The sequence below is a fragment of the Pararobbsia alpina genome (assembly GCF_902859895.1).
Lineage (GTDB): Bacteria > Pseudomonadota > Gammaproteobacteria > Burkholderiales > Burkholderiaceae > Pararobbsia > Pararobbsia alpina.
Window position 1 is genome coordinate 71,258 of record NZ_CADIKM010000016.1, and the last position, 25,104, is coordinate 96,361.

Consider the following 25,104-nt stretch of genomic DNA (forward strand, 5'->3'; position numbering starts at 1 on the left):
TGGTACGGTCACGTCTTAAATGAGGATAGGATGACTAACATTTTTATCAATTCGGGGTTGTGTTTGTATTCGAAGCGCACATTGGTCGCCACTGCGTGCTGTGCCACGGTACTGATTGCCGCATGTGGTGGCGGTAGTGACTCCAGTCCCGCGTCGGGCGATGTCGCGACTTCGGTACGCGGCTCAACCAATAGTGGGATCCCGCCGGACAGGATCTCGCCGGACAATCTCGAGAACGCTGCGGCTCAACGCGCCGCGGCTCTCGTTTCGCAACTCACGATCTCGGAGAAGATTCAGCTCGTTCACGGCACTGGCATCCCGGTTCTCGGCCTGGGTACGGTTCCGCCGGGCACACCGCTCGGTACCGGCTATATTCCCGGCATCCCGCGACTGGGCATTCCGGCAATTGCCGCCACGGATGCCTCCTCAGGCGTGAACACGCCGAGCGGCCGTTCGACGCCTCTGCCCGCTCCCATTGCATTGGCCGCGAGTTGGGACCCGCAACTCGCAACGGAATACGGCGCACACATCGCCACCGAACTGCGCGCACTCGGATTCGCGGAGGGCCTCGGTAATGGCATCAATCTCGCACGCGAGCCGCGCAACGGCCGCACATTCGAATACCTGGGAGAAGACCCCGTGCTCGCCGGCACACTGAGTGCCGCGCGCACCTTGGGTACGCAGTCGAAAAAAGTGATCGAGACTGTCAAACACTATGCACTGAATAACCAGGAAACAAATCGCTCTGTCAGCAACTCCGTAGTCGATGAACGCACGCTGCGCGAAACGGAGCTGCTCGCATTCGAGATCGCAATCAAGGAAGGCAAGCCCGGCAACGTCATGTGTTCGCACAACAAGGTCAACGGAATATACGCCTGCGAAAACCCCACGCTTCTCAACGACATCCTGAAGAAGGAGTGGGGCTTCAAGGGGATCGTGCAGTCAGACTGGGGCGCGACACACAGCACCGAAGCCGCCGCGCTCGCAGGGCTCGACGAAGAACAGCCCGGCGCTCCCGCCGGTGTTTCATCGGTTGCTGCCCTGCTCGGCATGAGCTATTTCGGCGACAAGCTCACGGATGCTGTCGTGTCGGGCAGTGTGCCAATGGCGCGACTCGACGATATGGTCTCGCGAAAGCTGGCCGTGATGGCGAAGGTGGGCCTGCTCGATTCCCCACCGCCGTCGCAAGGGGCAATCGACGAAGCCGCCGGCTCCGCGATGGCACTGAAAGTCGCGCAGCAGACAGCCGTCCTGCTGAAAAACGATGCGCCGGCCAATAGTACGCAAGCCGTGCTGCCGCTGTCGGCTGCCGGCCTTTCGTCCATCGTCGTCATCGGCGGCCATGCGGATGCGGGTGTGCTCTCGGGCGGCGGAGCAGGCGGTGTGCGGCCTTATGACGGCAACGCGGTCGACGATTGCGTCTCTATAGTCCCGTTCGGTTGTGCGACCTGGTACAAATCGTCACCGCTCTTCGCGATCGTAGCGAAGGCTCCAAACGCGACGGTGTCTTACCTCGACGGCAGGAACCTCACCGCAGCGGCCAAGGCCGCCGCCAATGCCGATGTCACCATCGTATTCGCCACGCAAGCGCAGAGCGAGACCCGTGACCTTGCCAGCCTGAGCCTGCCCGACTTCCGTGCCGATCCGGGCAATCAGCGCTACGATCAGAATGAGTTGATCGGCGTCGTCGCCCTAAAATCAAAGCGCACCGTGGTCGTGCTCGAAAACGGCAGCCCAGTTCTGATGCCATGGATCGCCAATGTGCATGCCGTCCTCGAAACCTGGTATCCGGGCATACAAGGGGGACAAGCCATCGCAGATCTGCTGTTCGGCGACGTCAATCCGTCCGGCAAGCTTCCGATCTCGTTTCCCATGCGCGATGCCGATCTGCCCCAGCCGGAGATTTCGAAAGTCGATTTCAACGTCAAGTACAGCGAAGGCCTGCTGATGGGTTACCGGTGGTATGACGCGAAACTGATCGAGCCACTGTTTCCGTTCGGGCACGGGCTGTCCTATACGACATTCTCGTACTCAGCCATGCAATCGAACGCTTCGCCCGAAGGCGACGTGACCGTGAGCTTCAGCGTGACGAACACGGGGCGCCGCGCCGGGGCCGAGGTGGCACAGGTGTATGCGAAATTGCCGGCGGGGCTTGGCGAGCCGCCCAAGCGGCTGGTCGGCTGGAAGAAGGTCATGCTTGGCGCAGGTGAAACACAGCAGGTCAGCATCACCATTCCTTCACAGCGTCTCGCGACCTGGGACACTGAGCACCATGCATGGAAAGTCAATGCCGGTAGTTACACACTGCTGGCGGCAGGCTCCTCGAGCGAGGTCGGCGCACTTGCCAGCAACGTGTCGTTGAATGCCCGCTGAACGCTGAACGCTGACCCACGCATTTGCCAGTTCTCCGGCCCCGCTCGAATCGGAGCGACAAGGGTTCAATATCCGGGACGCGGGAACTGGCAAACGCATCGCACTCGCACAGGCCGTCCCTCCCCCCACGCACAGCCTCGCCTCGCCTCCAGGACAGCCGTCATATGTGTCCACGCCACGAGCAGATCGCCGACAAAGCTGACAAACTGAAAGCATAAGTCACCCCGGATCGCACGCGGCCGCATCGCCGCATGTTCGGTATCGCTCAGTCGCGCACATTTTTATGCTTGTTTCGTGCGCAAGCAAACGATCTGTTTCGCTTCAAACGGCTACGCTCACCCAGTAACTGCGCGATCACTCCAGAAAGAAAGGGGATGGTGATCCGCGTACGTCTCTATATCCCCGGCTTCCTTGAATCAAGCAGAAGGACACCACCGTGCCGCACGTTTCAGGCGCACGTTGCCTACGCGCGTCTATTAACCCCCGTTTATCCAGACGTGGCAGTCAGGCACTTATTTCTGGCTTAGGCTGTTGGTGTTTCACCCCTGAAACGTGGTACTAACCGGACTGAAAAGATGAACCTAAAAAATCATCCTGCATGCCGTCCTTTTACCGAAGCCGGCAATCTGTCGCAAATCTCCGCGTATTATGAAGAAGGCCGCAACATCATGTGGATGATGATGCGTGCGCACCCCAGGCCTTGCTTTAGCCAGGAACTGGTGACCGACATCATTACCCTCGCGCGCTGCGCGCGGGAGTCCGGCCTGCCCTTCGATTTCTGGGTCACGGGCTCGCTCGTGCCGACGCTGTTCAACGTCGGCGGCGATCTGAGCTTTTTTGCCGAAACGATCCGCGCGGGCCATCGAGGACCCCTGATGGCGTATGCGCGCTCGTGCATCGATGGTCTTTACGAAATCTACACGGGCTTCGGCACGGGGGCGATCTCGGTTGCGATGGTCGAAGGCTCGGCGCTTGGCGGCGGCTTCGAAGCGGCACTCGCCCATCACTATGTGCTCGCGCAAAAGGACGCGCGCATGGGCTTTCCCGAAATGGCTTTCAACCTGTTTCCGGGAATGGGCGGTTATTCGCTCGTCGCGCGCAAGGCCACTCGGAAACTCGCCGAGGATTTAATCAGCAGCGGCGAATCGCATTTGGCCGAATGGCATGCCGAAAAGGGTTTGGTAGACGGCTTGTTTGAACCGGGCGAGGCTTTTCTCGCGACCCGGACTTTTGTCGACAGCATGAAACCCAAGCTCAATGGCATACGAGCCATGTTGCGCGCGCGGCAGCGCGTCAATCCAGTTACCCGGGCCGAACTCATGGATATCACCGAGGACTGGGTCCATTCCACATTTACGATCGAAGAAAAAGATCTGGCATTCATGGAGCGGCTGGTCATGCTCCAAAACAGGCGCACCGCCAAACTACGCCATGTCGGTTGATACCATGCAAGCCGATCGTAGATTGTCTGGTAGAGGGTTGGTTCTTTGCCCGCCGGGAACAGGCCGTTTCACCGGCCTGGGCAGCTAGAGGTATTTGGCAGCATGCAGAAGCTCAGGCGATGAGTCTGAGCTTCTCTTTCTCCGCCATCCATGCTTCGAATGCGTCAGCGGTCATCGGTTTCGCATAATGGAACCCCTGCACATGGTCGATGCCGATCTTCCTGAGAAACTCTTCCTCAGCCGCGGTCTCCACCCCTTCGGCGATCACCGCGAAGTTGAGCGCTTGTGCGACGGCGACCATCGAGCGCACCAGCGCCTGGGATTTCGCATTCGTATTGATGCCCCGCACGAAGCTGCGATCGAGCTTGATCATGTCGAGCGGGATCCGTGCGATCTGCGACAGCGAGGAATAACCCGTGCCGAAATCGTCGAGGTGGACCTGTGCGCCCATCGTGCGGAACTGTGTGATCAATCCGCGCGCCATGTCCTCGTCTTCGATCAGGCAGCTTTCCGTGAGTTCGAGGTCAAGCAGGCAGGGATGGAGACCCGCTGTCTCGAGTGCGCCGGCAAGGTCATGGACAATCGCGGTGTCGGCCAACTGGCGCGCCGATACGTTGATCGCGACGCGGATGTCCAGACCGTGTTCGCTCCAGCGGCGCGCCTGTGCGGCGGCGGTCTGCATGACCCAGCGGCCGAGCGGGCCGATCATGCCCGACTCCTCCGCATAAGGAATGAAATCGAGCGGCGATACGAGCCCGCGTTCCGGTGAATTCCAGCGCAGCAACGCTTCGACACCGAGTACCGCACCCGATGCAAGGCAGAGTTTGGGCTGGTAGTGGAGGGTCAGCTGATTGTCCTCGAGGGCACGCGGCAAGTTGGTATCGAGCCACATGTACTCGGCGACCTTCTTGTTCATGTCGGGCGAGAACACGCGATAGGTACGTTTGCCCTGGTCCTTCGCCACATACATCGCCGTATCGGCGGAACGGATCAGTCCTTCGAGCGTATCGCCATGATTGGGGCTCAGCGCGATCCCGATCGAGCAACCCGTATAGACCTCGATCAGACCGAGGTTGAACGGAATGCGCAGGCGATCGAGGATACGCTGCGCGCAGGCCTCGAGATCCGGCATGCAGGCGCCCTGGACCAGCACGATGAATTCGTCGCCACCGAGCCGTGCCACGATATCCTGATCGCCAAGGCAAGCCTTGATGGCAGCGGAGACATCCTTGATGAGACGGTCGCCGATCACATGGCCGTAGTGGTCGTTGACGCGCTTGAAGTTGTCGAGATCGAGGAACAGGATGCCGACCGGGGGCGACCCCTCGACGGCCAGGGCTCGGCGGATCTGGTCATGGATCGCATTGCGGTTCGGCAGGCCCGTCAGCGCGTCGGTATTCGCAAGCTCCGAAAGGCGCTGCTGCGCACGCCGTTCTTCGGTAATGTCCGTGCCTGAACAGATCAGAAACTTCTCGTCGACCCCACTGCCGCTCTGGACAAATTTATTGCGAAACAGATAAAGCCGCGGACCCGCAATCGTATTGATAAGCCGTTCGACCTCGTAGGCCTCGCCGCTTCGGAAGAAGCCGCTGATATTCTGGCTCGAAGCCTGACCTTGCTCAGGCGACATGAACATGGCGTAAGCATTTTTGCCCACCACGTCTTCTTCACGCACGCCGGTCACTTCTTCGCATAGCCGGTTGAAGCGCTGGATATTGCCGTGCTGATCGAGAATCACGACAAGTGAATTCACTTCGGAAACCACTTGTTCCGCGAACGACAGACCATGCACCAGATCGCGCGCGACCGAGACCGTGTCGTTATAGGCGGAAGCCGTCCCCGCCCATTCCGTGAAATTGATCTTCTTACCGACGAGGTGCAGCTGGAGCGGATTCCCGAATAGACTGATATCGAGCACGATGTGCGAGGTGACACCGGTCATACTCCGCACCCGTGCGGCCTGCTCGGCGTTTAACGCAACCGAAACGGTCGCCGGCCCGCTGACGGCGGCCAGTTGCAGTGCATTGCTGTCGCTCGACAGCCGCCAGCACGGGCTAGCCGTGCCGAAATGAGCGTACAACACCGGATAATCGAGTTCACCACTCATGGGACCCCTCCGAACCAATCTAAGGGCACGGATTGTCACGGTATGTAGATGCAGGCGCGTTGCGATACCCCATGCTTGAGTCGAGACGACTCGACGGCAAAGGGAACTGAGCATTCCGTAAAAATTTCCCGCAGCGTAGCACGTTATTTTTATGAGTGTAAGCCGATGAGAAGGGGCAATTCCCGTCTGCTCATCGGATCGAGCCGGAGTGACTCGCCGCGGCCCCGAGCGGGCACGGAAACCCCTATGGAGCAAGGGTTACCCGGTTCCACAGATGGGTGATCCGCACTCGCGGCAGAAATGACGAGTACCGTGATCGGAAGAATAACAGGGCGGGACGAAGGCAGATTCTGGCCTTCATCCCACCCTGTCGTCGAGCAGCACGACACCCGCGTGTCACGGCACCGGGTTCGCCCAAACTCGACCTCGAGCACCGTCAGGCACCATCAGGCCAATTACTTCGCCTTATATGCAAGGCGGTACTTGTGCAACAGCGGCTCGGTATAACCGTTGGGCTGGGCACGTCCCTCGAACACGAGCGCGCAGGCCGCCTTGAAAGCGACCGACGTATCGAAGTGTCCGGCCATCGGCCGATAATGAGGATCACCCGCATTCTGCTTGTCGACCACCGCGGCCATCCGCTCGAACGTTTCCCGCACGGCCTGCTCCGTCACGATGCCATGACGCAGCCAGTTGGCGATGTGCTGGCTCGAGATCCGCAGCGTCGCACGGTCTTCCATCAAGCCGACGTCGTGGATGTCGGGCACCTTCGAGCAGCCGACACCCTGGTCGATCCAGCGCACGACATAACCCAGAATGCCTTGCGTGTTGTTCTCGACTTCCTGACGGATCTCGTCGGGTCCCCAGCTCGGCGACTCGACAACCGGCACGCTCAGCAGATCGTTGAGCAAACCGTCACGTGCAGCCGCCAGATCGACCTTCTCGAGCTCGCGCTGGATCGCTTCGACATCGACCTGGTGATAGTGCAAGGCATGCAGCGTCGCCGCGGTGGGCGACGGCACCCACGCCGTATTCGCACCGGCCTTCGGATGCGCGATCTTCTGTTCGAGCATGGCAGCCATCAGGTCGGGCATCGCCCACATCCCCTTGCCGATCTGCGCGCGCCCGCGCAAGGCCGCGTTCAGGCCGACCAGCACATTGTGGCGTTCATAGGCCGTGATCCATGCCGCGGTCTTCATGTCGCCCTTGCGCAGCATCGGACCCGCTTCCATCGCCGTGTGCATTTCATCGCCCGTGCGGTCGAGGAAACCCGTGTTGATGAACGCCACCCGCGCGGCGGCCGCACCGATGCAGGCACCGAGGTTCACGCTCGTGCGGCGTTCCTCGTCCATGATCCCCATCTTGAGCGTGTTGGCCGGCAGGTTCAGCAAGGTCTCGACCCGCCCGAACAGCTCGTCGGCAAATGCGACTTCGGCCGGTCCGTGCATCTTCGGCTTGACGATATAGAACGAGCCGGTCCGCGAATTCTTCTTGTGCTTCAGGTCCTGCATCGAAGCGAGGCTCGTGACGACCGCGTCGAGGATCCCTTCAGGAATCTCGTTGCCGTCGCGATCGAGCACCGCCGGGTTCGTCATCAGGTGGCCGACGTTGCGGATGAACATCAGCGAGCGGCCGTGCAGCACGAGTGCCGAACCGTCGGGCGACGTGTATTCGCGGTCCGGGTTCAGGCGACGCGTGAACGTCTTGCCGTTTTTCGTGACTTCCTCGGTGAGCTTGCCATTCATCAGGCCCAGCCAGTTCCGATAGACCTGGACCTTGTCTTCGGCATCGACTGCTGCGACCGAGTCTTCGCAATCCATGATGGTCGAGACCGCCGATTCGACGATGATGTCGTTGACCCCTGCCGCATCGGTCTTGCCGATCGGCGCGGTACGGTCGATCGTCACTTCAAAATGCAAGCCGTTGTTCTTGAGCAGGATCGCCGACGGGGCGGCCGCATCGCCGCGATAACCGGCAAACTGGGCCGGATTGGCCAGCGCGCGCGGGCCCTGGGCCGTGCCGACTTCGAGCTTGCCGTTCTTGACCGCATAGCCCGTCGCATCCACGTGCGAAGCGCCGGCGAGCGCAGCGGCCTGATCGAGAAATGCGCGGCCGCGCGCGACCACACGCTGACCGCGGACCGGATTGAATGCACCGGCGCGCTGTGCGCCCTCAGTCTCGGCAATCGCGTCGGTACCATACAGCGCATCGTAGAGACTGCCCCAACGTGCGTTCGCCGCATTCAGCGCATAACGCGGATTCGAAACGGGTACGACCAATTGTGGGCCGGCCTGGGTCGAGATCTCGAGATCCACGTTCGCCGTGCTGGCCTTGATCTGTGCACGCTGCGGTAGCAGATAACCGATCCCTTCAAGAAACTGACGGTAGGCTGCCATATCGCGGATCGGGCCCGGATGGGCGCCATGCCACGTGTCGAGTTCTTGCTGGAGGCGGTCGCGCTCGGCGAGCAGCGCGCGGTTCTTCGGTGCAAGATCGTGGACCAGCGCGTCGAAGCCCTGCCAGAATGCAGCGCGATCGATGCCCGTGCCGGGCAGCGCTTCGTCTTCGATAAAGCGACTCAGGATTGCGGCAACTTGCAGGCCGTTGTGCTGGATGCGTTCACTCATGACTTTCCCTCTTTCCTTCCTGGTGGATTCCTAATCTTTCAAGCCTGGACGCTTGCCAGGCCGGCGCGCGCAATCTGCGCGTCTTCCGGTGCCTTGACGCCCGACACGCCGATGGCGCCGATCACCTGCCCGTCTACGACCAGCGGGACACCGCCCTCGAGCGTACCGCTCAGGATCGGTACCGACAGGAATGCCGTGCGGCCGCCGTTGATCATATCTTCGTAAGCTTTCGATTCGCGCCGGCCGAGTGCGGCCGTACGCGCCTTCTCGATCGCGATATACGCACTGATCGGCGCGCAGTTGTCGAGACGCTCGAGCGCGAGCGGATGGCCGCCATCATCGACGATCGCAATCGAAACGGGCCATTGGTGCTTCTGCGCTTCCGCACGCGCAGCCGCGAGAATCTGGGTGACATCGCTGAGAGTCAATACTGCTTTGGTATTCATGACGCGGGTCCGTTTCGAGTGTTGGATAAAAGTCGAAGCCGTGAAAAGCCGAAGCCGTGGCAAGAGCATCAAAGTATAGATTTGATGACGGCCGTCGACCTGTTTCGCACCCAGATAGTACTCATCTTTCTTCCTGGCCGCGCACATGGCCCTGCCGCAGTCTCCACCCCAATGGCTTTTCCTCGAGGAAAAGCGAGAGCGACATTGAGAAGTGAGGTGTACTGACGCTGAAGTCAGTATGAGATGCAGCACCTGCGATCGAATCGATGCGGGATGCTCGGATGAGCAAAGAAGTGATGGCGGGGCAAAGCATTCACGCTGCCGATGGTTCTTGCCGGATTCAATGCCGTTTTGCGTGCCGGGATGACTGTCGCGCGTGCCGGGCGCACGGGATGGAGGCGCGCTCGCACAAGAGCAGTCAGGCAACGAACCACCCCTGGGCCGGAAGTCAGACCGGCCGATGCCGGATGGCAGGCAACCGTGGCCCCGACGTCTGCCATTTAGCGGCCCAAATCGAGACCCAAATCGAGACCCGATTCGGGACCCAAGCAGGGCCCGAATTCACGCGTCGCTTTGGCGGGCGCAGTCGCCTGGCAAAACAGCGATTAAATCTTATTTAATAAGGAACGAATCGCGGTTTTCAGCGTTCTTGATCCAAGCCGGTGGCTTGCCGCGACCCGACCAGGTCACGCCCGTTTGGGGATCGCGGTATTTTGCGGCCACCGGACCACTCTTGCTCGGACCGCGCTTCGCCTTGCTGCCCGTAATGTCCTCGATGCTGATCTCATAATCGACCATTTTCTGACGGATGTCGGCAATCACGTCGCCGCGTTCGACTTCGCGAAGCTGCGTCAGCTGTGCGTCGAGCGCAGCCTTCTGCGCGAGGAGTTCTTTATATGTAGCCATGGTAAATCCTGAAAAGTGCTGGTTAACCCTTTAACAATAACACGGATGCGAATAAATTCGCCAGAGAAGCGTAACCATTATTTACAAGCCAGATGGAGCCTCCCCAATTGGAAGGCCATCGACAGGACGCTGATAGGTCCCATTTCGGCGGTAATGATCCGCTCGGGTGCTCTCATAACCGGTCAACCCCGCTCTGTCCGTCGTCGTCCCCGCACTGCCGCGGAACAGATCTTGAATGTCGGGACAAGGATGTGGCCGATCGGGGTGCTCAGCACCTGCCCCGTGGCCGGTTCGTTTCCGGACCACACACCGCCGCCGTTGCCATGGCGCGCCTGACCATTGAACGTGGATCGGTCGAAAGCGAAGCATTTGAGCCCACTCAACTGGCCGATGGCCACGCACGATAATGGCCCGACGGATCAACAATCCCGACAAGCGAGCATTTCCCCGCCCCGCATACGGCGCAATGCCCGCCAGAACGCAGCCGGATTCGGCGCTATCTCAAACAGATTTTTCCCAGCCACTGTCGTTTACTCCCAGCCGAGCCTCGGAAGAAAGCCACCGGTCTATTACATCAAATCGAAACTGAAGGGCAAATCCTCGTGGCAGCCGTTGTTTTATGTGTCACTGATCGATACCGATTATTGCCCAATGAGCTTTCGGCTGACTATAGTGTCGTTGTCATTTTCGAACCTGCCCGTTGACTACGAAGGCCCTGGACCAGGCCTTCGGATTTGAGTGCGCCTACGGATCGAGCGGCTATTGAGCCGCTCGTCTCAATGCGCCATTTTGCTCGCCCTTACAGCAACGATCGCTGCCCTTCCGTTCCGGATGGAGCGCCATTTAAGTACAGGAGACAGAATGAAACAGCTGAAATTCGTCGGTGCTTTGAGTTGCGCCGGGTTGGCGCTTGCATGTCAGCATGCAAGCGCACAAAGTTCGGTGACCTTGTATGGCGTGGCGGACGTAAGCGTCCGATATCTGACAAATACAAATGCGGCCAACGACAATCGTTTGTTCATGACGAATGGCGCCATTACCAACAGTCGTTTTGGCATGCGCGGCACTGAAGATCTCGGCGGCGGCTATAGCGCGATCTTCGATCTCGAAAGTGGCATCAACCTGCAGGACGGCACCGGTGCCAGCCGCCTGTTCAATCGCAACGCTTATGTCGGATTGAGCGGCCCGTATGGCACGGTGACACTCGGGCGCCAGAAGACGCCGTTGTTCGATACCTTGGGCGATACCTATGACCCGCTCACGGTCGGCAATTACTTCGAGAATGCATGGCTGCCGGTCGCACTCGGCGCCGGCCTCTATGCCGACAATGCCGTCAAATATGTCGGTTCGTTCGCGGGCTTGAGCATCGACGCGATGTATTCATTCGGCACCGACAGCACGGCGACCGGCCCCGGAGGTTTTTCCGGGCAGATCCCCGGCCATATGGGCGCGGGCAGCTTGTATGGCGTGACGCTGTCCTACACCATCGGTCAGTTGAGTTTCGGCGGCGGCGCACAGCAGAACAGCGACAATTCGAACCACAAGCAGACTGTCTTCAACGCGAACGCGGTGTACACGTTCAGCGAGGTGAACCTCTATCTCGGCTACCTGCATTCAGAGGACGACACCGGCTTCGTCGACAGCACGCTGGCCCAGCAGCCTATCGCGGTAAGCATCGACGACCTGAAGAACACCGGACGTATCGACGATGGTCCCTACACCGGCGTGACCTGGCAAGCGACGCCGGCGCTGCGGCTGACCGGCGCGTTCTACTACGATCACATGAAGAACGCTTCGATTGGCGGCGGCGTGCTCGGCAGCGGCAACCGCTACACGGGGGTCGCGCTTGCCGAGTACTCGCTTTCCAAGCGCACTGAGGTGTATGGAACGGTCGACTTCAACAAGGTGACGGGTGCGGGAACGGTCGAACTGCCGGGACGCAGCAACCAGACGGGTATCGCGATCGGGCTCCGCAATATATTCTGATCGGCCGAAGAAGCGCTCCCCGGTCCATTGGAGCGGGGAGCGATCGACTCAAACCGCCGGGGCGAGAACGAAACGTCCCGAGCCTGCTTGCATGGGTAGCCGCGGGCTCGCGGTCGTCCCGGCGATGTGTGCCGAAGTTCGAGCCCTACACCTCGCCCCCTTTCAAGCCCCTGGACTCGCCGTCCTCCTCTCAGCCCTTTATCGCTCCCGCAGTCAGCCCGGAGACGATGCGCTTCTGAAACACCAGCACCAGCACGACGATCGGCACGGTCACGATGACCGAGGCGGCCATGATGTTGCCCCATGGCAATTCGTGGGCGCTGCCGCCGGTGATCAGCGCGATCGCCACCGGCACGGTGCGCTGCTCGTTGGTCAAGGTGAACGTCAGAGCGAACAGAAATTCATTCCATGCCGCGATAAACGCCAATAAGCCGGTCGTCACGAGCACCGGCAGCATCAGCGGCATGAATACGCGCGTCAGGATGGTCCAGGTATCGGCCCCGTCCATGAGCGCGGCTTCTTCAAGTTCCTTGGGCAAGTCGCGCATGAACGTCGTCAACACCCACACCGTGAACGGCAGCGTGAAGATCATGTACGACAACGACAGGCCCGCCAGGTTGTTGTACAGACCGAGCAAGCGGATCAGCTCGAACATCCCCGACAACACGGCGACCTGCGGGAACATGGAGACGGCAAGCACGGTAATGAGCAGGGTGCGGCGTCCCCGGAACCGGACACGCCCCAGCGAGTAGGCCGCCGTCACGCCGAGCAGCGTGGACAGCGCGACCACCGAAAACGACACCAGCAGTGAGTTCAGGATATTGTTGGCGAAAGGCTGCTCCCTGAACACGGAGACGTAGTTGTGCCAATCCCAGAACACCGGGAAGTAGTCGACATGGAACAGTTGCGAGGCCGGCTTGAGCGACGAGACGATGGCGTAGTAAAACGGAAACACCGCGTAGAGCACGATCACCGCGACCAGCAGATAGAACGCACAGACACTGAAGGCTTTTTTCATCGTGATCGGTCTCCTAGTCTTCGTTGTCGAAGCGCATGCGACTCGCCACGATAGCTGCGACGGTGCACAAGGCGATGACCATGAACAACGCGGTCGACGCGGCCGAGCCATAGCCAATTTCCTGGAAATCCACGAGCTGCTGGCGCGCGTAGACCGACATCGACATCGTGTCCGGGCTGTTCGAGGTCAGCACGTAGATCAGGTCGAACACGCGCAAGGCATCGAGTGCACGGAAGATCACGGCGACCATGACCGCCGGGCGCAGCAGCGGCAAGGTCACCCGGAAGAACACCTTGACGGGATGAACGCCGTCGAGCTTCGCCGCTTCATAACAGTCGGTCGGCAGCATCTGCAGTCCGGCGAGAATAAGCAGGGCCATGAACGGCGTGGTCTTCCAGACATCCACCGTCACCACGGCCAGCAGCGCGAGCTGAGGGTCCGCCGTCCACGCAATCGGATGGGACAGGATGCCGAGTCCCTGGAGCGCGTGATTCACGATCCCGAACTGGTCGTTGAGCATCCATCCCCACATCTTCGCCGATACGATGGTGGGAACGGCCCACGGGATGAGCACCGCGGTCCGCACGAGCCCGCGGCCCCGGAAAGGGGTGTTCAGCACCAGAGCGATGATTATGCCGAACACGGTTTCGAGCGTGACGGAAACGACAGCGAACAGTACCGTGTTCCAGACCGCGCGCCACCAGCCCGGATCCGCGAGCAAGCCGGTCCACTGGCCGTTGTCGTAGCTCAGGTAGTTGGCCACACCGATGAAGTCGGCATGGCGAAGGTCCGCAAGGTTGGCGTTGGTGAAGCCGAACCAGATCGTGCGCAACAAGGGCCAGCCCGCGACGAGCGCCAGCACGAGCAGCATCGGTGCGAGGAACAGCCACGCGGATCGTACCCGCTCGCGCGTGAGGGAGGCATGCCGCGCAGCCCGGCTGCCCCGCTTGCGCGAGAGATCGAACGCCGCGTCATGCCCCCTGGCGAACTTTGGCCCTACCACTTGCCTCCCCGGCTCAAGCCGCGCAACTTGGCGTCCAGATTCTTCACGCTGACCGCGGCATCGGTGCTGCCGGAGAGTACGGCATACACAGCCCCCGAGAACTCGGTGCTGACCTGGTTGTAGCGGGTTTTGGTTGCCGCGGAAGGACGGGCGACGGCATTGACCAGATTGTCGTACAGGGAATCGGCAAACGGACCGATCGCATCGCGCACATCCTGTTCCTTATACAGTGCCTCGATGGTCGATGCGTACCCGCCTTCGATGGCACGGCGTTTCTGCTCCGCAGGGCTCGTCAGGTACATGACGAGGCTCGCGGCCGCGTCGGCGTTCTTCGAGTACTTCGACACCGCGAGCTGCCATCCGCCCAATACGGCGGCATGACGTCCGCCCTCGCCGCCCTTGGGCAGCACCGCGATGGCGACCTTGCCCTTGACGGGGCTGTCGTTGCTGTTGGCCAGCGACCATGCATAGGGCCAGTTGCGCATGAAGACGGCGTCACCCGACTGAAATACGCCTCGAGCCTCCTCCTCGGAATAGTTCAGGACGCCTTCGGGGCTGATGGTGCCGACCCATCCACGCGCCATCTTCAGGGCGGTGACCGTGCCGGGATTGTCGATCGTGACCTTGCCCGAGGCATCGACGATCGAGCCGCCGTTGTGGCTCTGCACCCATTCGAGCGCATCGCATGTCAGGCCTTCATAGTTGCGGCCCTGCCAGACGAAGCCCCACATCTTGGCATGACCCGCGGCACGCTCGGCGTCCTGGATCTTCTTCGCGGCCGCGGTCAGTGCCTCCCAGGTATCGGGCACCTTGACGCCGTATTTTTCGAGCAGGTCCTTGCGGTAGAACATCACGCCCGCATCGGCGAACCAGGGCATTGCGACCAGCCGGCCGCCGATGGTGGCATTCTTGACATACACGGGAAAATCCCCGGCCGTCTTGTTCCCCGCATACTTGCTCAGGTCGATCAGATCCTGCGCGAGGATGCCCGGCCACACCACGTCGATCTGCAAGACGTCGATGTCCGACGAGCCGGCGCTCAACAGTTGCTGGTACAGCGCAAGCTGGCCCGTCGAGGGCATCGACACCACCTTGACCTGATTGCCGGTCTGCTTCGCCCAGGCCTCGGCGCCCTGCGTGCACATCGCGAGATCGTGGCCGGTCGCGCTGCAGGAAATGGTGACGGTCGCCGCGAAGCCGGCACCGGCGTGTAGCAGCGTGCCCAGAAGAACGCCCAACCCAAGGGTGGCGATTTTGCGCAAGGTCATTGTGCCTCCAGTCTCGTGGGCTCAGCGCTTGCGCCGCACCCTTTGTTTAATTTGAAGTCAAACTCCGCTTGTCATCCAACACTTTCCCGGTTCGCCAACACTCGCGCAAAGAACGCGCCATACGCAGGCAGATCGATCCGGCCCGGCCGCCTCTCCGAAGTGAAGCCATGACCCTTCAGCGGTTCAAGTTCGAACGGCTCGTCGAGTGGAATCGACAAGGCTTGCGACGCCAGATTGAATACGCACAGCAGACGTTGCTGCTCATGCTCGCGGATGAATGCGAGGCTGTGCTCCGGCGCATCGATGAAACGAATCGTGCCCTTGCTCAACGCGCGATGCTCACGGCGCCAGGCCAGGAACTTCCGGTAGGCGTTCAGCACCGAGCCGGGATCAGCATCCTGCACATCGACCGCGTTGGGAAGATGTTCGGCCGGAATGGGTAGCCACGGCCGAACGCTCGAGAATCCTGCGTGTTCGGCGCGCGCTTTCCACGGCATGGGCGTGCGGCAGCCGTCGCGCCCCTTGAGCTCGGGCCAGAAGTTGATGCCATAGGGATCCTGCAGGAGCTCGAAGGGAATATCCGCTTCCGTGAGTGCAAGCTCCTCCCCCTGGTAGATGCAGACGCTGCCCCGCAAGCTCAGCAGCAGCGCCATCAAGACCTTCGCCAGGGCGGCCGGGCTATCGGTACCGCCCCATCGGGTCATCACGCGCGTGACGTCGTGATTGCCGATCGACCAGCAGGGCCAGCCGCCGCCGATACGTGCCTCGAGCGCTTCCACGATCTCGCGGATATAGGCGGCGCTGAAATCGTTGCTCAACAGGCTGAAAGTGTAGGCCTTGTGCAACCGGTCGGTCCCCTGCGTGTACTCGGCCATGGTGCCGAACGGATCGTCGTCTGCGATTTCCCCCACCGTGGTGGTCGCGGGATAGCGGTCGAGCAGCTTTCTCAACTCGTTCAGAAACGCAATGTTCTCGGGCTGGCTCTTGTCGTGGATATGCTGCTGGAAGGCATAGGGGTTCGACAGCGGTACCGCGTCGAGGCCCTGCTTCTGAATCGGCTTGGGCGGGTTGTCCCGCAGCAGCAGATCATGGAAATAGAAATTCACGGTGTCCAGTCGCAAACCGTCGACACCGCGATCGAGCCAGAACTGCACTTCCTCGAGGATCTGCCGCCGGACATCCGGGTTGTGGAAGTTCAGGTCGGGCTGGCTTCTCAGGAAGTTGTGCAGGTAGTACTGCCGCCGCCGGCTGTCCCATTGCCAGGCCGAACCGCCGAAGATCGACAGCCAGTTGTTCGGCGGCGAGCCGTCGGCCTTCGCGTCGGCCCATACATACCAGTGCGCCTTCGCATTGTCGCGGTCCGCGCGGCTCGCGCGGAACCACGGATGCTCATCGGAGGTATGACTGAGCACCTTGTCGATCAGAACCTTCAGTCCGAGTTCATGGGCACGGCTGACGAGATCATCGAAGTCCGCCAGCGTGCCGAAGATCGGATCGACGTCGCGGTAGTCGGAGACGTCATAGCCGAAGTCCTTCATCGGCGAACGGAAAAACGGCGAAAGCCATACCGCGTCGACACCCAGACTTGCGACGTATTCGAGTTTGCTCGTGATGCCCGCAAGGTCGCCCGTGCCGTCGGCATTACTGTCCAGAAAACTGCGCGGATAGATCTGATAGATCACGCCGCCGCGCCACCATTCGGCGGGTTTCAGGCTCGCATGCTCGAGGGTCGCTGCGGCACGGTCATTCATTCCCGATCCTCTTGGTCGTTTGGCATTCTTGGTTAGATCCAAAGCGATTGCAATTTCTCTCAAAGCGCTTTGGAATTCAATCTAGCACCGGCCGCGAACAACACAAGGGATTTGTCGCTGCCTCAGGGTAAATGGGTAAGCAACCGGCCGAGGATGCGATCGGAGGTCCCGAAGCCTGCGGATCATGCAGTTTCAGCGGTCGTCGAAGCACGAGTGAGGAATCAAATCAACAACAGGACGGCTCTCGTCCAAAGCGCTTTGACCACATCGAGGTTGCGGGTAGTATTCGAGTGCAATTAACGCGGCAGACAACCGAGGCCGTCAATCCGTGGCATCCGCATGACGTTTACTTTTCCTCGTTCGTCACGGGGGGTCGATGAACCTAAAAGATCTTGCCCAAAACCTGGGGATGTCCCAGACCACGGTCAGCCGCGCGCTCAACGGTTATCCGGAAGTCAGCGCGCAGACCCGCGAGCGTGTCATTGCCGCCGCGGCCGCGGCCGGCTATCGCCCCAATCCCGTGGCTCGGCGCCTGGCGACTGGGCGTGCCGACGCGATCGGCATCATCTATCCCCTGATGGCGGCCGATCTCGGCGATCCGTATTTCCTTGAAGTGGTCGGCGGCATGACCGAAGCGCTCGGCAAGGCCGATATGGATCTGATGATCGCTTCGGCTTCACAGGGCGATGAGGTTCGCACTTATGAGCGCATGATCGAGGGACGCCGCATCGACGGGATGGTCGTCGCACGCACGAAGCTCGAAGATCCCCGCCTGCAGTATCTGATGAAGAAGCGCATTCCATTCGTTGCGTATGGCCGTAGCAACCTGCCCGGCCCCTATGCGTGGTTCGATCTCGATACCGAGGCTGGCGTGCGGATCGCGGTAGACCGGTTGGTCAGCCTTGGGCATCGACGTATCGCATTGCTCAGCGGGCCACCTGAGCTCTTTTTCGTGCAACAGGGACGCAAGGGATATCTCGGTGCCATGGCAGATGCCGGCTTGGCGGCCGACCCGCAATACAGGGTCGACGGCGAGCTCAACAGCGTGGGAGGCCATACGAGAATGATGCGTCTGCTCGCGTGCAGTCCGCGGCCGACAGCCGTCGTGGTCGACAATCAGATCTGCGGCGTGGGGGCGATACGCGCCCTTCTCGATATGGGCATCGCGATCGGCAGCGAGATGTCGATCATCATCAACGACGGCAGGCCGCCCGATCCGCTGATGGGCTACAACGTGACGGCCACGGAGTCGGCCAAGCCGCACGCAATCGGCATCAAGATCAGCGAACTGATGCTCGCCTTGCTTAACGGCGAGTCTCTGGAAAACCTGCAGGTTCTTTGGAAGCCCGTGCTTAAAGTCGGCAATTCCGATGGGCCTTGCATCGGGTGAAGTGTCCCGGCGTGTGCGCCGCCACGACCCACGCCGAGCGGCCCGTGGAACCGCTCAGGCAGGTTCGGCGACCAGCATGGCCGCCTTGGCGCGGCTCAATGCCTGGTTTTCCGTGCGGATGGACTGAAGCATCCGCTCATTGGCCTTGAACACCGCATAGGCTGGCGCCTGCCGCAGTTGTTCATCGTGCAGCGTCAGAAGTTTGCAGAAGGCGGCGTAGGCCGTGCCGTCGAACGCCCAGACGCCCGTATTCGAGCCGTGCTGGTGCGCACGCACCAGATGGTCCTGGGCGGTGACGATGAGCGCTTCATTGCCGTCGCCGTAGCCGTCTTCGGCCATGAAGCAGGACACGAAGAGGATTTCGGCCATCGTGCCCATGAACACAGCCTCGCCGCGTCCGCGGTACAAGGCCTCGAGCTTCAGGTGGTGTTCCATCGAAAGATGATTGAACAGGCCCAGCGGCAACGGCAGCAGCATGGCCTTGTTGCGAACCGGCGACACGAGGGCGCCGCGTTTCGATTTCGATTGACTGGATGTTGATCGCACGGTGGCAGTGTCATTTCCTGAGAGCTCTAACCGGTTATCGGCAGTCCTGCGGCGTGCTTTAGGCCGAATTTCGGATTCGGACGCGAGCGTGCCGAATCCGCATGATCTGACCTGTATGGCGCACGGCACCGGGGTTTGCCCGATTTCGCGACCCTTATTAACAAAATTTTCATTCTTATGTGCTTAGTAGCGTAAAGACAAACAAACCACAATGTGGTGTCTTGAATCAAATCGGCAGGAAATGCAATGAATCAACTTCAGGCAATGCGGGTCTTCCTGAAGGTCGTCGAACTCAAAAACTTCGGGCTTGCTGGCGAGCAGATGGGTATTTCGCGGCCTGCGGTAACGCGCAGCATTGCGATGCTCGAAGAACACTTCAACGTCCGGCTGCTGCATCGAAGCACGCACAACGTCTCCGTCACGGGAGCAGGCGAGGCCTATGTCGAAGGCGTGCGCGCCGTGCTCGACAAACTCGACGAGGTCGAGGCCGAGGTCAACCGCTCGGTGCGCGAGCCCAAGGGCACCCTGCGCATCGCGGCGCCGACCTCGTTCTCCATGACCGAACTGGCCCCCTTGCTCGCGCACTACCGGCGCCGCTATCCGGAGGTGCGGCTTGAAGTGGACCTCGTGGACACGCAGGTCGATATCGTCGAAGGCCGCTACGACGCGTGCTTCGTCGCCGATCACAAGACGGCCTCGGCGACGATGGTGAGCCGCACACTGGCGCCGATCAAGCCGGTGCTGGTCGCCTCGCCCGGCTACCTCCAACACGCGGGGGCACCGGCCGATCCCGCCAGCCTCCGGGGCCACAGTCTGCTCGCCCATGTCGACACGGGCCGTCAGCCACTCGAGTTGCGTACCCCGTCGGGTATCGAACGCATCGAGGTCGAGCCCGCGCTCGCCGCGTCAAGTAGTGTGCTCGTGCGCGAAGCGGCACTCGCCCATATGGGCATCGCGGTGATCCCCGAAAGCCTTGTAAGCGACGATATCGCGCAGGGCCGCCTGACTGTCGTGTTGCCGGAGTGCGAAGTCGAAGGGCCTCAGCGGCAAATGGCGATTCTCTATTCTGGACGCCGTCATCTGTCGGCCAAGGTCCGCAGCTTCATCGAATTCGCCGTGGAGTATTTCCGTGAGCGCCGCGAGGGCGCGGATCGCGGAGATCGTGCGGATCGGACGGATCAAGCGGATCGGGCTGACGTCTGCTATGGCAAGGAAACTGCCGACACGGAAACGGCGTAGCCTAAAACACGAGCGTGGGCTTGACGCGGCAACCGAGTAAAATTGGACTTTATCGCGGCCAGGCTCGCCAACCAGGAGGCAAACAGGCGATCATGGGAAAAGTCCTGACGATCGAAGACGATGAAGTCACTGCACAGGAAATCGTCTCGACACTGAGGCAGCACAATTTTGACGTCGAGTGGGTCGACAATGGCCACGACGGGATGACACGCGCCGTCAGCGGCGAGTACGACGCCATCACGCTCGACCGGATGTTGCCGGGTCTCGACGGCCTGAGCATCGTGAAAACCATGCGCAGCGCCGGCATCGAAACCCCTGTCCTGATGTTGAGTGCGTTGTCGGATGTCGACGAACGCGTGCGGGGCTTGCGCGCGGGCGGCGACGACTATCTGACCAAGCCCTTCTCGCCTGACGAAATGATTGCGCGGCTCGAAGTGCTGCTGCGCCGCGGCGCGCGCGCTGCCGAACCGCGCCAGACGCTGCTCAGGGTCGGCCCGCTCGAACTCGATCTCGTGACCCGCACGGCGACGCGCGACGGCCAGACGCTTTCGCTGCTGCCCACCGAGTTCAAGGTCCTCGAATTCATGATGAAGAATCCCGGCCAGACGCTCACACGGACGATGATTTTCGAAGCGGTCTGGGGTTATCACTTCGATCCGGGCACCAATCTGATCGATGTCCACGTCGGCCGGCTGCGGCGCAAGATCGACCCCGTCGGTGCGGAACCCCAACTCCAGACTGTGCGCGGCTCAGGCTATATCCTTGGCTGACATGAGCCGCTGGCGGACCTCGACCTTCCGGCTCCTGGCCCTGTATTCGGCCATTTTCTCGCTGTCGGGCGCCGCGCTGGTCGCGTTCATCTACTGGCAGTCGGCCGGCTATATGTCCGAGCAGGCCGACGCGATGCTGAGTGCCGAGGCCAGCTACTTCCTGACCATCCCGCCGGACACGGTGCCGCAAGAGATCGTGCAGCGGCTCTACCACACGCATGTTCACATCAACTACGTCGCGCTGTTCGCGCCCGACGGCAAGCTGATCGCGGGCGATATCGACGCTCGTCCGTACACCTTGCCGGTCGACGGGCGGATGTACACCATCAACCAACTGACCACGACCTTCGGCGTGGCCATTCCGCTCGCGCGCGCGACCGCGTCCGCCATGCCGTCGGGCAATGTTCTGATGGTCGCGCGCGACCTGGGTGAAGTCAGGGAGCTGCGTTCGTCGATTCTCGACGCGCTCGTCTACGGCGGATGCTTCGCCTTGCTCACCGCTTTCGGGGGCAGCATCATCGTCGGCATCCGGCAAAGCGATCGCATTCGTCGCCTTCAGATCGTCGCGCGCCAGATTGCCTCCGGCGATCTCCAGCGGCGGCTGCCGTCCTCGGGCCGCGATGAGATCGACCTCCTCGCCCAGATCGTCAACCATATGCTCGATGAAATCGAAAGGCTGATGGGCGAGATCAAATCGAGTTGCGACAATATTGCCCACGACCTCAGGTCTCCACTCAGCCGGGCGCGCACGATGCTCACGCGTGCGAGCCAGCTCAATCCCGGCCCGGCCGCCGAGCCGCTCGACCGCGCGCTGCGCGAAATCGACATTGCCCTCAACCGCTTCCGGGCGATGCTCCGCATCTCGGAGATCGAGACGATGCACCGGCGCAGCGGTTTCAGCACATTCGACCTGCGCTCGCTGGTCGAGGAGATCGCCGACCTCTATGGACCGCTCGCCGAGGACAAGGGACTGCGGTTCTTGTCGCTGGTCAGCGAGGTCCCGGCGATTCAAGCGGATCGGGCCTTGCTGTTCGAGGCGCTCGGCAACCTCATCGACAATGCGATCAAGTTCACGCCGACGGGTGGCGTGGTGCAGATCAACCTGCGCCGCGACGTGCAAGGACCGCGCATCGACGTCATCGACAGCGGACCGGGCATTCCGGTCGACGAGCGCAAAGCCGTCACGCAGCGTTTCTACCGGAGTGAACGGACTGCCCAATTGCCCGGGTCGGGACTCGGCCTGAGTGTCGTCGCCGCGATCCTGCGGCTGCACAACTACACGATGCAGATCGGCGATGCGTCGGCCGTGCCATCGGAAAGCGGCACGCAAATCACCGTACGCTGCTGGTCGCAACCGCACGCGTAGCGTGAGTCGTGGCGGCCCCGGCTGGAGCGGGCGACACAAGCCCGGGCGTGGCCGGATTCGTCCATATGTCGACCTGGGACGCATCGATCGAGAACCGCACCGTGCTGCCGATCGCGGCATGCGCATTCGCCTCCCCCTGCGCTTCGACATGGGCTTGGACGCTGTCGAGCATGAGCTCCCCTACACGCAGTACGACACGCACCCGGTTCGGCATTTCAAAGCGGTCTTCGATGGTCGCTTCGGCCATGCCGTGTGAAGTCACACGAATCGCACGGGCCGGGATCCTGACGAGACAGCGCGTGTCCGCCGCCAGGCGTGTGTTGCACGGTTCGATCTCCAGACCGGCATGGCCCTGAGTCGCGATCATGACGCTGCCACGCTCCGTCATGTGTGCTTCGAACACATTCTCGACACCGAGCAAGCCGGCGATTTCGACCGAGGCAGGCCGCCGGAAGAGTTCGCTTGCGGGACCGTGCTGAAGCAGGCGTCCCGCATCCATCACGACGATCTCGTCGGACAGCTCGGCGGCATCCTGGGGATCGTGCGTCACAATGATCGTCGTGCCGTCGAACTCGTGCTGAAGGGTACGCAACGCCCGTCGCAGGCGCGTACGCAAGGGCGTGTCGAGTGCCGCAAACGGCTCGTCGAGCAGCAACAGGCGGCTCGGCCGGGCGAGCGCGCGTGCGAGCGCAACGCGCTGCTGCTGACCGAGCGACAACTGCGAAGGCAAGCGCTCGAGCAAGGGCATCAGACCGAATCGCTGCGCCCAATACGCCGCGCGCGCCGGCATGGCATCCGGTGCGAACAGCAGCTGCTCGGCGACCCGCAGGTGGGGAAACAGCGCATAGTTCTGCGGGACATAGCCGATCTGGCGCACTTCAGGCAAATGCGAGTCGATGCGCGCACCGTCGATCGCGACGATACTATCGTGTCCCTCTGCGAGTCCTGCAAGCAGGCGCAGACTCAACGATTTTCCCGATCCGGAAGGGCCAAGAACGGCAATACGCCGTGCGCGCGTGCTCAGCTTGAGGTCGAGTTCGAACGCGCGATAGCGATGCCGAAGCTGGAAATCGAGGTCCACCTCGGGCATCACGGTCCGTGGCAGAGACTGCCGATCGGCCATCTGTGCTTCGGTATGCGCAAGAATGCGGCGGGCTGCATGGCCGTCGCTTGCAACGCGCCCATGCCGATATCGCAAAACCGCCACCGCCGCGATGATCAGGAGCGCCGACAACAAGGTCGGCAGCAAGATCGGCAGCATGGCCGACAGGCCCTCGCTGCTGAAGCTCACGAACGTGTAGACCGGCAAGGTGTACGGGTGATATGCCACCATCACGGTCGCGCCGAACTCACCGATCGCACGTAACCACGCGAGTAACAGACCCGCGAGAATCGTCGGCCATGCGAGCGGCAGCGAGACCTTGAAGAAACGAGCCGATGCGCGATAGCCGAGCGTCGCGGCGACATGTTCGAGATCGCGGTCGACCGACAGGAACGCGGAACGAGCGGCGACGATCAGGAACGGCGCCGCCACGAAGGTCTCGGCAAGCACGACACCCGAGAACGAGTCGGTCAGCGGCAGGCCCGCCGCGCTCGCCAAGCGGCCGAGTACCGTATAGGGCCCGACAAGGAACAGCAGCAGCACGCCCGCGACCAGTGGCGGCAAGGCGAGCGGGAGTTGCACGACGAAGCCGAGCACCCGGCTGGCAGGGCTTGCATGCCGGGCCAGGTAATAGCCGAGCGGAATACCACCCAGGCCGATCAGCACGGTAGCCAGCGTCGCACTCGCGAACGACACCTCGGTTGCCTGCCACAGCGTGCGTTGCCCGAGCGCGCTCCAGTCAGCCTGGGCGAGTTGGGGCACGACCGTCAGAAGCGGCGCGACCAGATAGAGCGCGAGCAACGCGCCCAACCATCGCAGCGGCCGCGGCAAAGTCATCAAGGGCCGACAGGCCGCGCAAGCACAGTTTGCAAATCGGCCGGGATGGTGGCGACATCACCGCTCAGTTGCGGCGTCTTGACATCGATACCCGAGTCGCGAAGCAACTGGCGTCCGGCATCGCTGAGCAGGAAGGCCACGAAACGGCGGCCGCCGGCTTCATTCGGCGCGCCGTTGAGCACCGTGATCGTGTAGTTCGCCTTGATGTTGTCGAAATCCGCGGGCAGGCGCACGGCCGGAATCCTCATATCAGTCGTTTCCGTCGAGTAGAAGAAGCCTGCGTCGAGTTGACCAGATTGCAGCCGGCCGACCATCGTTTCTTCAGGCATCACTTGCGCGGAGTTCTCGGGGTCGCCGACCATACGTGCCGACAGGCCCGGGTCTTTATACAGGCGCTCTGCTTTATCGAGCAATTGGATCGTGAAAGCGCCCTTCGGATCGAGCTTGGGGTCGCTGCGTCCGATCCGGATGCCCGGCTGGGTCAGCGCCTTGTCCCAGCGCTGCGTGAGGAGCGCCTGGGCGAAGCGGCTGTGCGGATCGTAGCCGATCAGCAACGGCGACTCGGCGAAGGCCGCATACCAGCTGACCCAGTTGCCGTTGGCCGCCCCCATGAGACTCGCATTGACCGTGGGGCTCGCGCTGACGAATACGTCGGCCCGCCGCAGCTTGCCGCGAATTTCGCTCGCCAACTGGTTCGCGCCGCCCGCATAGCCCTGGAACGTGAGGCCGGTCGCCTTCTCGAAGGCCGGTCCGACGCGCTGCTCCATCATATGGACGAGCGAGCCCGCATACATCACATTGACCGTATCGGCATGTGCGGCGACCGCACCCAGCAATGCAATGCCCGCGCCGACGATCGAGATGAGCGAGCGCAGCATTTTCAGCATGTTTGTTCCTTTGTATCAAACCCCGCCACACGGCTTTCGG

At 61.6% G+C, this 25,104-nt stretch carries 18 protein-coding genes; 7 read left to right on the forward strand and 11 right to left on the reverse strand.

Annotated elements, in window-relative coordinates; translation table 11 throughout:
- The first annotated feature begins 30 nt into the window (after positions 1-30).
- Positions 31-2,373, forward strand: coding sequence for a glycoside hydrolase family 3 C-terminal domain-containing protein (locus HV670_RS16865; RefSeq protein WP_175105943.1), 2,343 nt, complete (start codon positions 31-33; stop codon positions 2,371-2,373).
- A gap of 575 nt (positions 2,374-2,948) precedes the next feature.
- Positions 2,949-3,815 (forward strand): crotonase/enoyl-CoA hydratase family protein, encoded by an 867-nt coding sequence (locus tag HV670_RS16870; RefSeq protein WP_175105944.1) that lies wholly within the window; start codon positions 2,949-2,951, stop codon positions 3,813-3,815.
- Positions 3,816-3,927: 112 nt separating this feature from the next.
- Here HV670_RS16870 and pdeR read toward each other — a convergent pair whose 3' ends face one another.
- The 4 genes from pdeR to HV670_RS16890 all read right to left on the reverse strand — a co-directional run bounded on the left by pdeR (position 3,928) and on the right by HV670_RS16890 (position 9,901).
- Entirely contained in the window at positions 3,928-5,922 is a 1,995-nt protein-coding gene (gene pdeR, locus HV670_RS16875; protein WP_175105945.1) for a cyclic di-GMP phosphodiesterase, read from the reverse strand.
- 455 nt (positions 5,923-6,377) lie between these two features.
- Positions 6,378-8,549 (reverse strand): malate synthase G, encoded by a 2,172-nt coding sequence (locus tag HV670_RS16880; protein WP_175105946.1) that lies wholly within the window; start codon positions 8,547-8,549, stop codon positions 6,378-6,380.
- A gap of 38 nt (positions 8,550-8,587) precedes the next feature.
- Positions 8,588-8,995, reverse strand: a complete 408-nt coding sequence (locus HV670_RS16885) for a GlcG/HbpS family heme-binding protein (RefSeq protein WP_175105947.1) — start codon at positions 8,993-8,995, stop codon at positions 8,588-8,590.
- A gap of 612 nt (positions 8,996-9,607) precedes the next feature.
- Entirely contained in the window at positions 9,608-9,901 is a 294-nt protein-coding gene (locus HV670_RS16890; protein ID WP_175105948.1) for an H-NS histone family protein, read from the reverse strand.
- Between the two features lie 861 nt (positions 9,902-10,762).
- Here HV670_RS16890 and HV670_RS16895 point away from each other — a divergent pair.
- On the forward strand, positions 10,763-11,887 hold the full coding sequence (locus HV670_RS16895) for a porin (RefSeq protein WP_175105949.1): 1,125 nt from the start codon (positions 10,763-10,765) through the stop codon (positions 11,885-11,887).
- Between the two features lie 190 nt (positions 11,888-12,077).
- On the opposite strand, the gene HV670_RS16900 is transcribed toward HV670_RS16895, so the two are convergent.
- The 4 genes from HV670_RS16900 to HV670_RS16915 form a co-directional block, all read right to left on the reverse strand.
- Positions 12,078-12,905: a carbohydrate ABC transporter permease gene (locus HV670_RS16900; protein ID WP_175105950.1), complete on the reverse strand. Its 828-nt coding sequence runs from the start codon at positions 12,903-12,905 to the stop codon at positions 12,078-12,080.
- 13 nt (positions 12,906-12,918) lie between these two features.
- Positions 12,919-13,908 carry a carbohydrate ABC transporter permease gene (locus tag HV670_RS16905; RefSeq protein WP_246257552.1) on the reverse strand — a complete coding sequence of 330 codons (990 nt, stop codon included), beginning with the start codon at positions 13,906-13,908 and terminating at the stop codon, positions 12,919-12,921.
- Positions 13,902-15,176: an ABC transporter substrate-binding protein gene (locus HV670_RS16910; RefSeq protein ID WP_175105951.1), complete on the reverse strand. Its 1,275-nt coding sequence runs from the start codon at positions 15,174-15,176 to the stop codon at positions 13,902-13,904. The genes HV670_RS16905 and HV670_RS16910 overlap by 7 nt, the downstream gene beginning before the upstream one ends.
- Positions 15,177-15,247: 71 nt before the next feature.
- Complete coding sequence (locus tag HV670_RS16915) at positions 15,248-16,927, reverse strand: alpha-glucosidase family protein (protein ID WP_217478447.1); 1,680 nt, start codon at positions 16,925-16,927, stop codon at positions 15,248-15,250.
- Positions 16,928-17,303: 376 nt separating this feature from the next.
- On the opposite strand from HV670_RS16915, the gene HV670_RS16920 reads away from it, so the two are divergent.
- The gene (locus HV670_RS16920; protein ID WP_175105952.1) at positions 17,304-18,317 is read left to right on the forward strand and encodes a substrate-binding domain-containing protein; all 1,014 of its coding nucleotides are present in this window, start codon (positions 17,304-17,306) and stop codon (positions 18,315-18,317) included.
- Between the two features lie 54 nt (positions 18,318-18,371).
- On the opposite strand, the gene HV670_RS16925 is transcribed toward HV670_RS16920, so the two are convergent.
- Entirely contained in the window at positions 18,372-18,794 is a 423-nt protein-coding gene (locus tag HV670_RS16925; RefSeq protein ID WP_175105953.1) for a hypothetical protein, read from the reverse strand.
- 315 nt (positions 18,795-19,109) lie between these two features.
- On the opposite strand from HV670_RS16925, the gene HV670_RS16930 reads away from it, so the two are divergent.
- From HV670_RS16930 to HV670_RS16940, 3 genes are all read left to right on the forward strand, one after another.
- Positions 19,110-20,102 carry a LysR family transcriptional regulator gene (locus HV670_RS16930; protein ID WP_175105954.1) on the forward strand — a complete coding sequence of 331 codons (993 nt, stop codon included), beginning with the start codon at positions 19,110-19,112 and terminating at the stop codon, positions 20,100-20,102.
- Between the two features lie 92 nt (positions 20,103-20,194).
- On the forward strand, positions 20,195-20,872 hold the full coding sequence (locus tag HV670_RS16935; RefSeq protein WP_175105955.1) for a response regulator transcription factor: 678 nt from the start codon (positions 20,195-20,197) through the stop codon (positions 20,870-20,872).
- 1 nt (position 20,873) lies between these two features.
- A complete protein-coding gene (locus HV670_RS16940) occupies positions 20,874-22,238 on the forward strand; it encodes a sensor histidine kinase (protein ID WP_246257555.1) in 1,365 nt (454 codons plus the stop codon).
- On the opposite strand, the gene HV670_RS16945 is transcribed toward HV670_RS16940, so the two are convergent.
- Together HV670_RS16945 and HV670_RS16950 are read right to left on the reverse strand one after the other, a co-directional pair.
- A complete protein-coding gene (locus HV670_RS16945; protein ID WP_175105957.1) occupies positions 22,204-24,177 on the reverse strand; it encodes an ATP-binding cassette domain-containing protein in 1,974 nt (657 codons plus the stop codon). The two genes, HV670_RS16940 and HV670_RS16945, sit on opposite strands and share 35 nt — an antisense overlap.
- On the reverse strand, positions 24,177-25,055 hold the full coding sequence (locus HV670_RS16950; RefSeq protein ID WP_175105984.1) for an extracellular solute-binding protein: 879 nt from the start codon (positions 25,053-25,055) through the stop codon (positions 24,177-24,179). The genes HV670_RS16945 and HV670_RS16950 overlap by 1 nt, the downstream gene beginning before the upstream one ends.
- Positions 25,056-25,104: the final 49 nt, after the last annotated feature.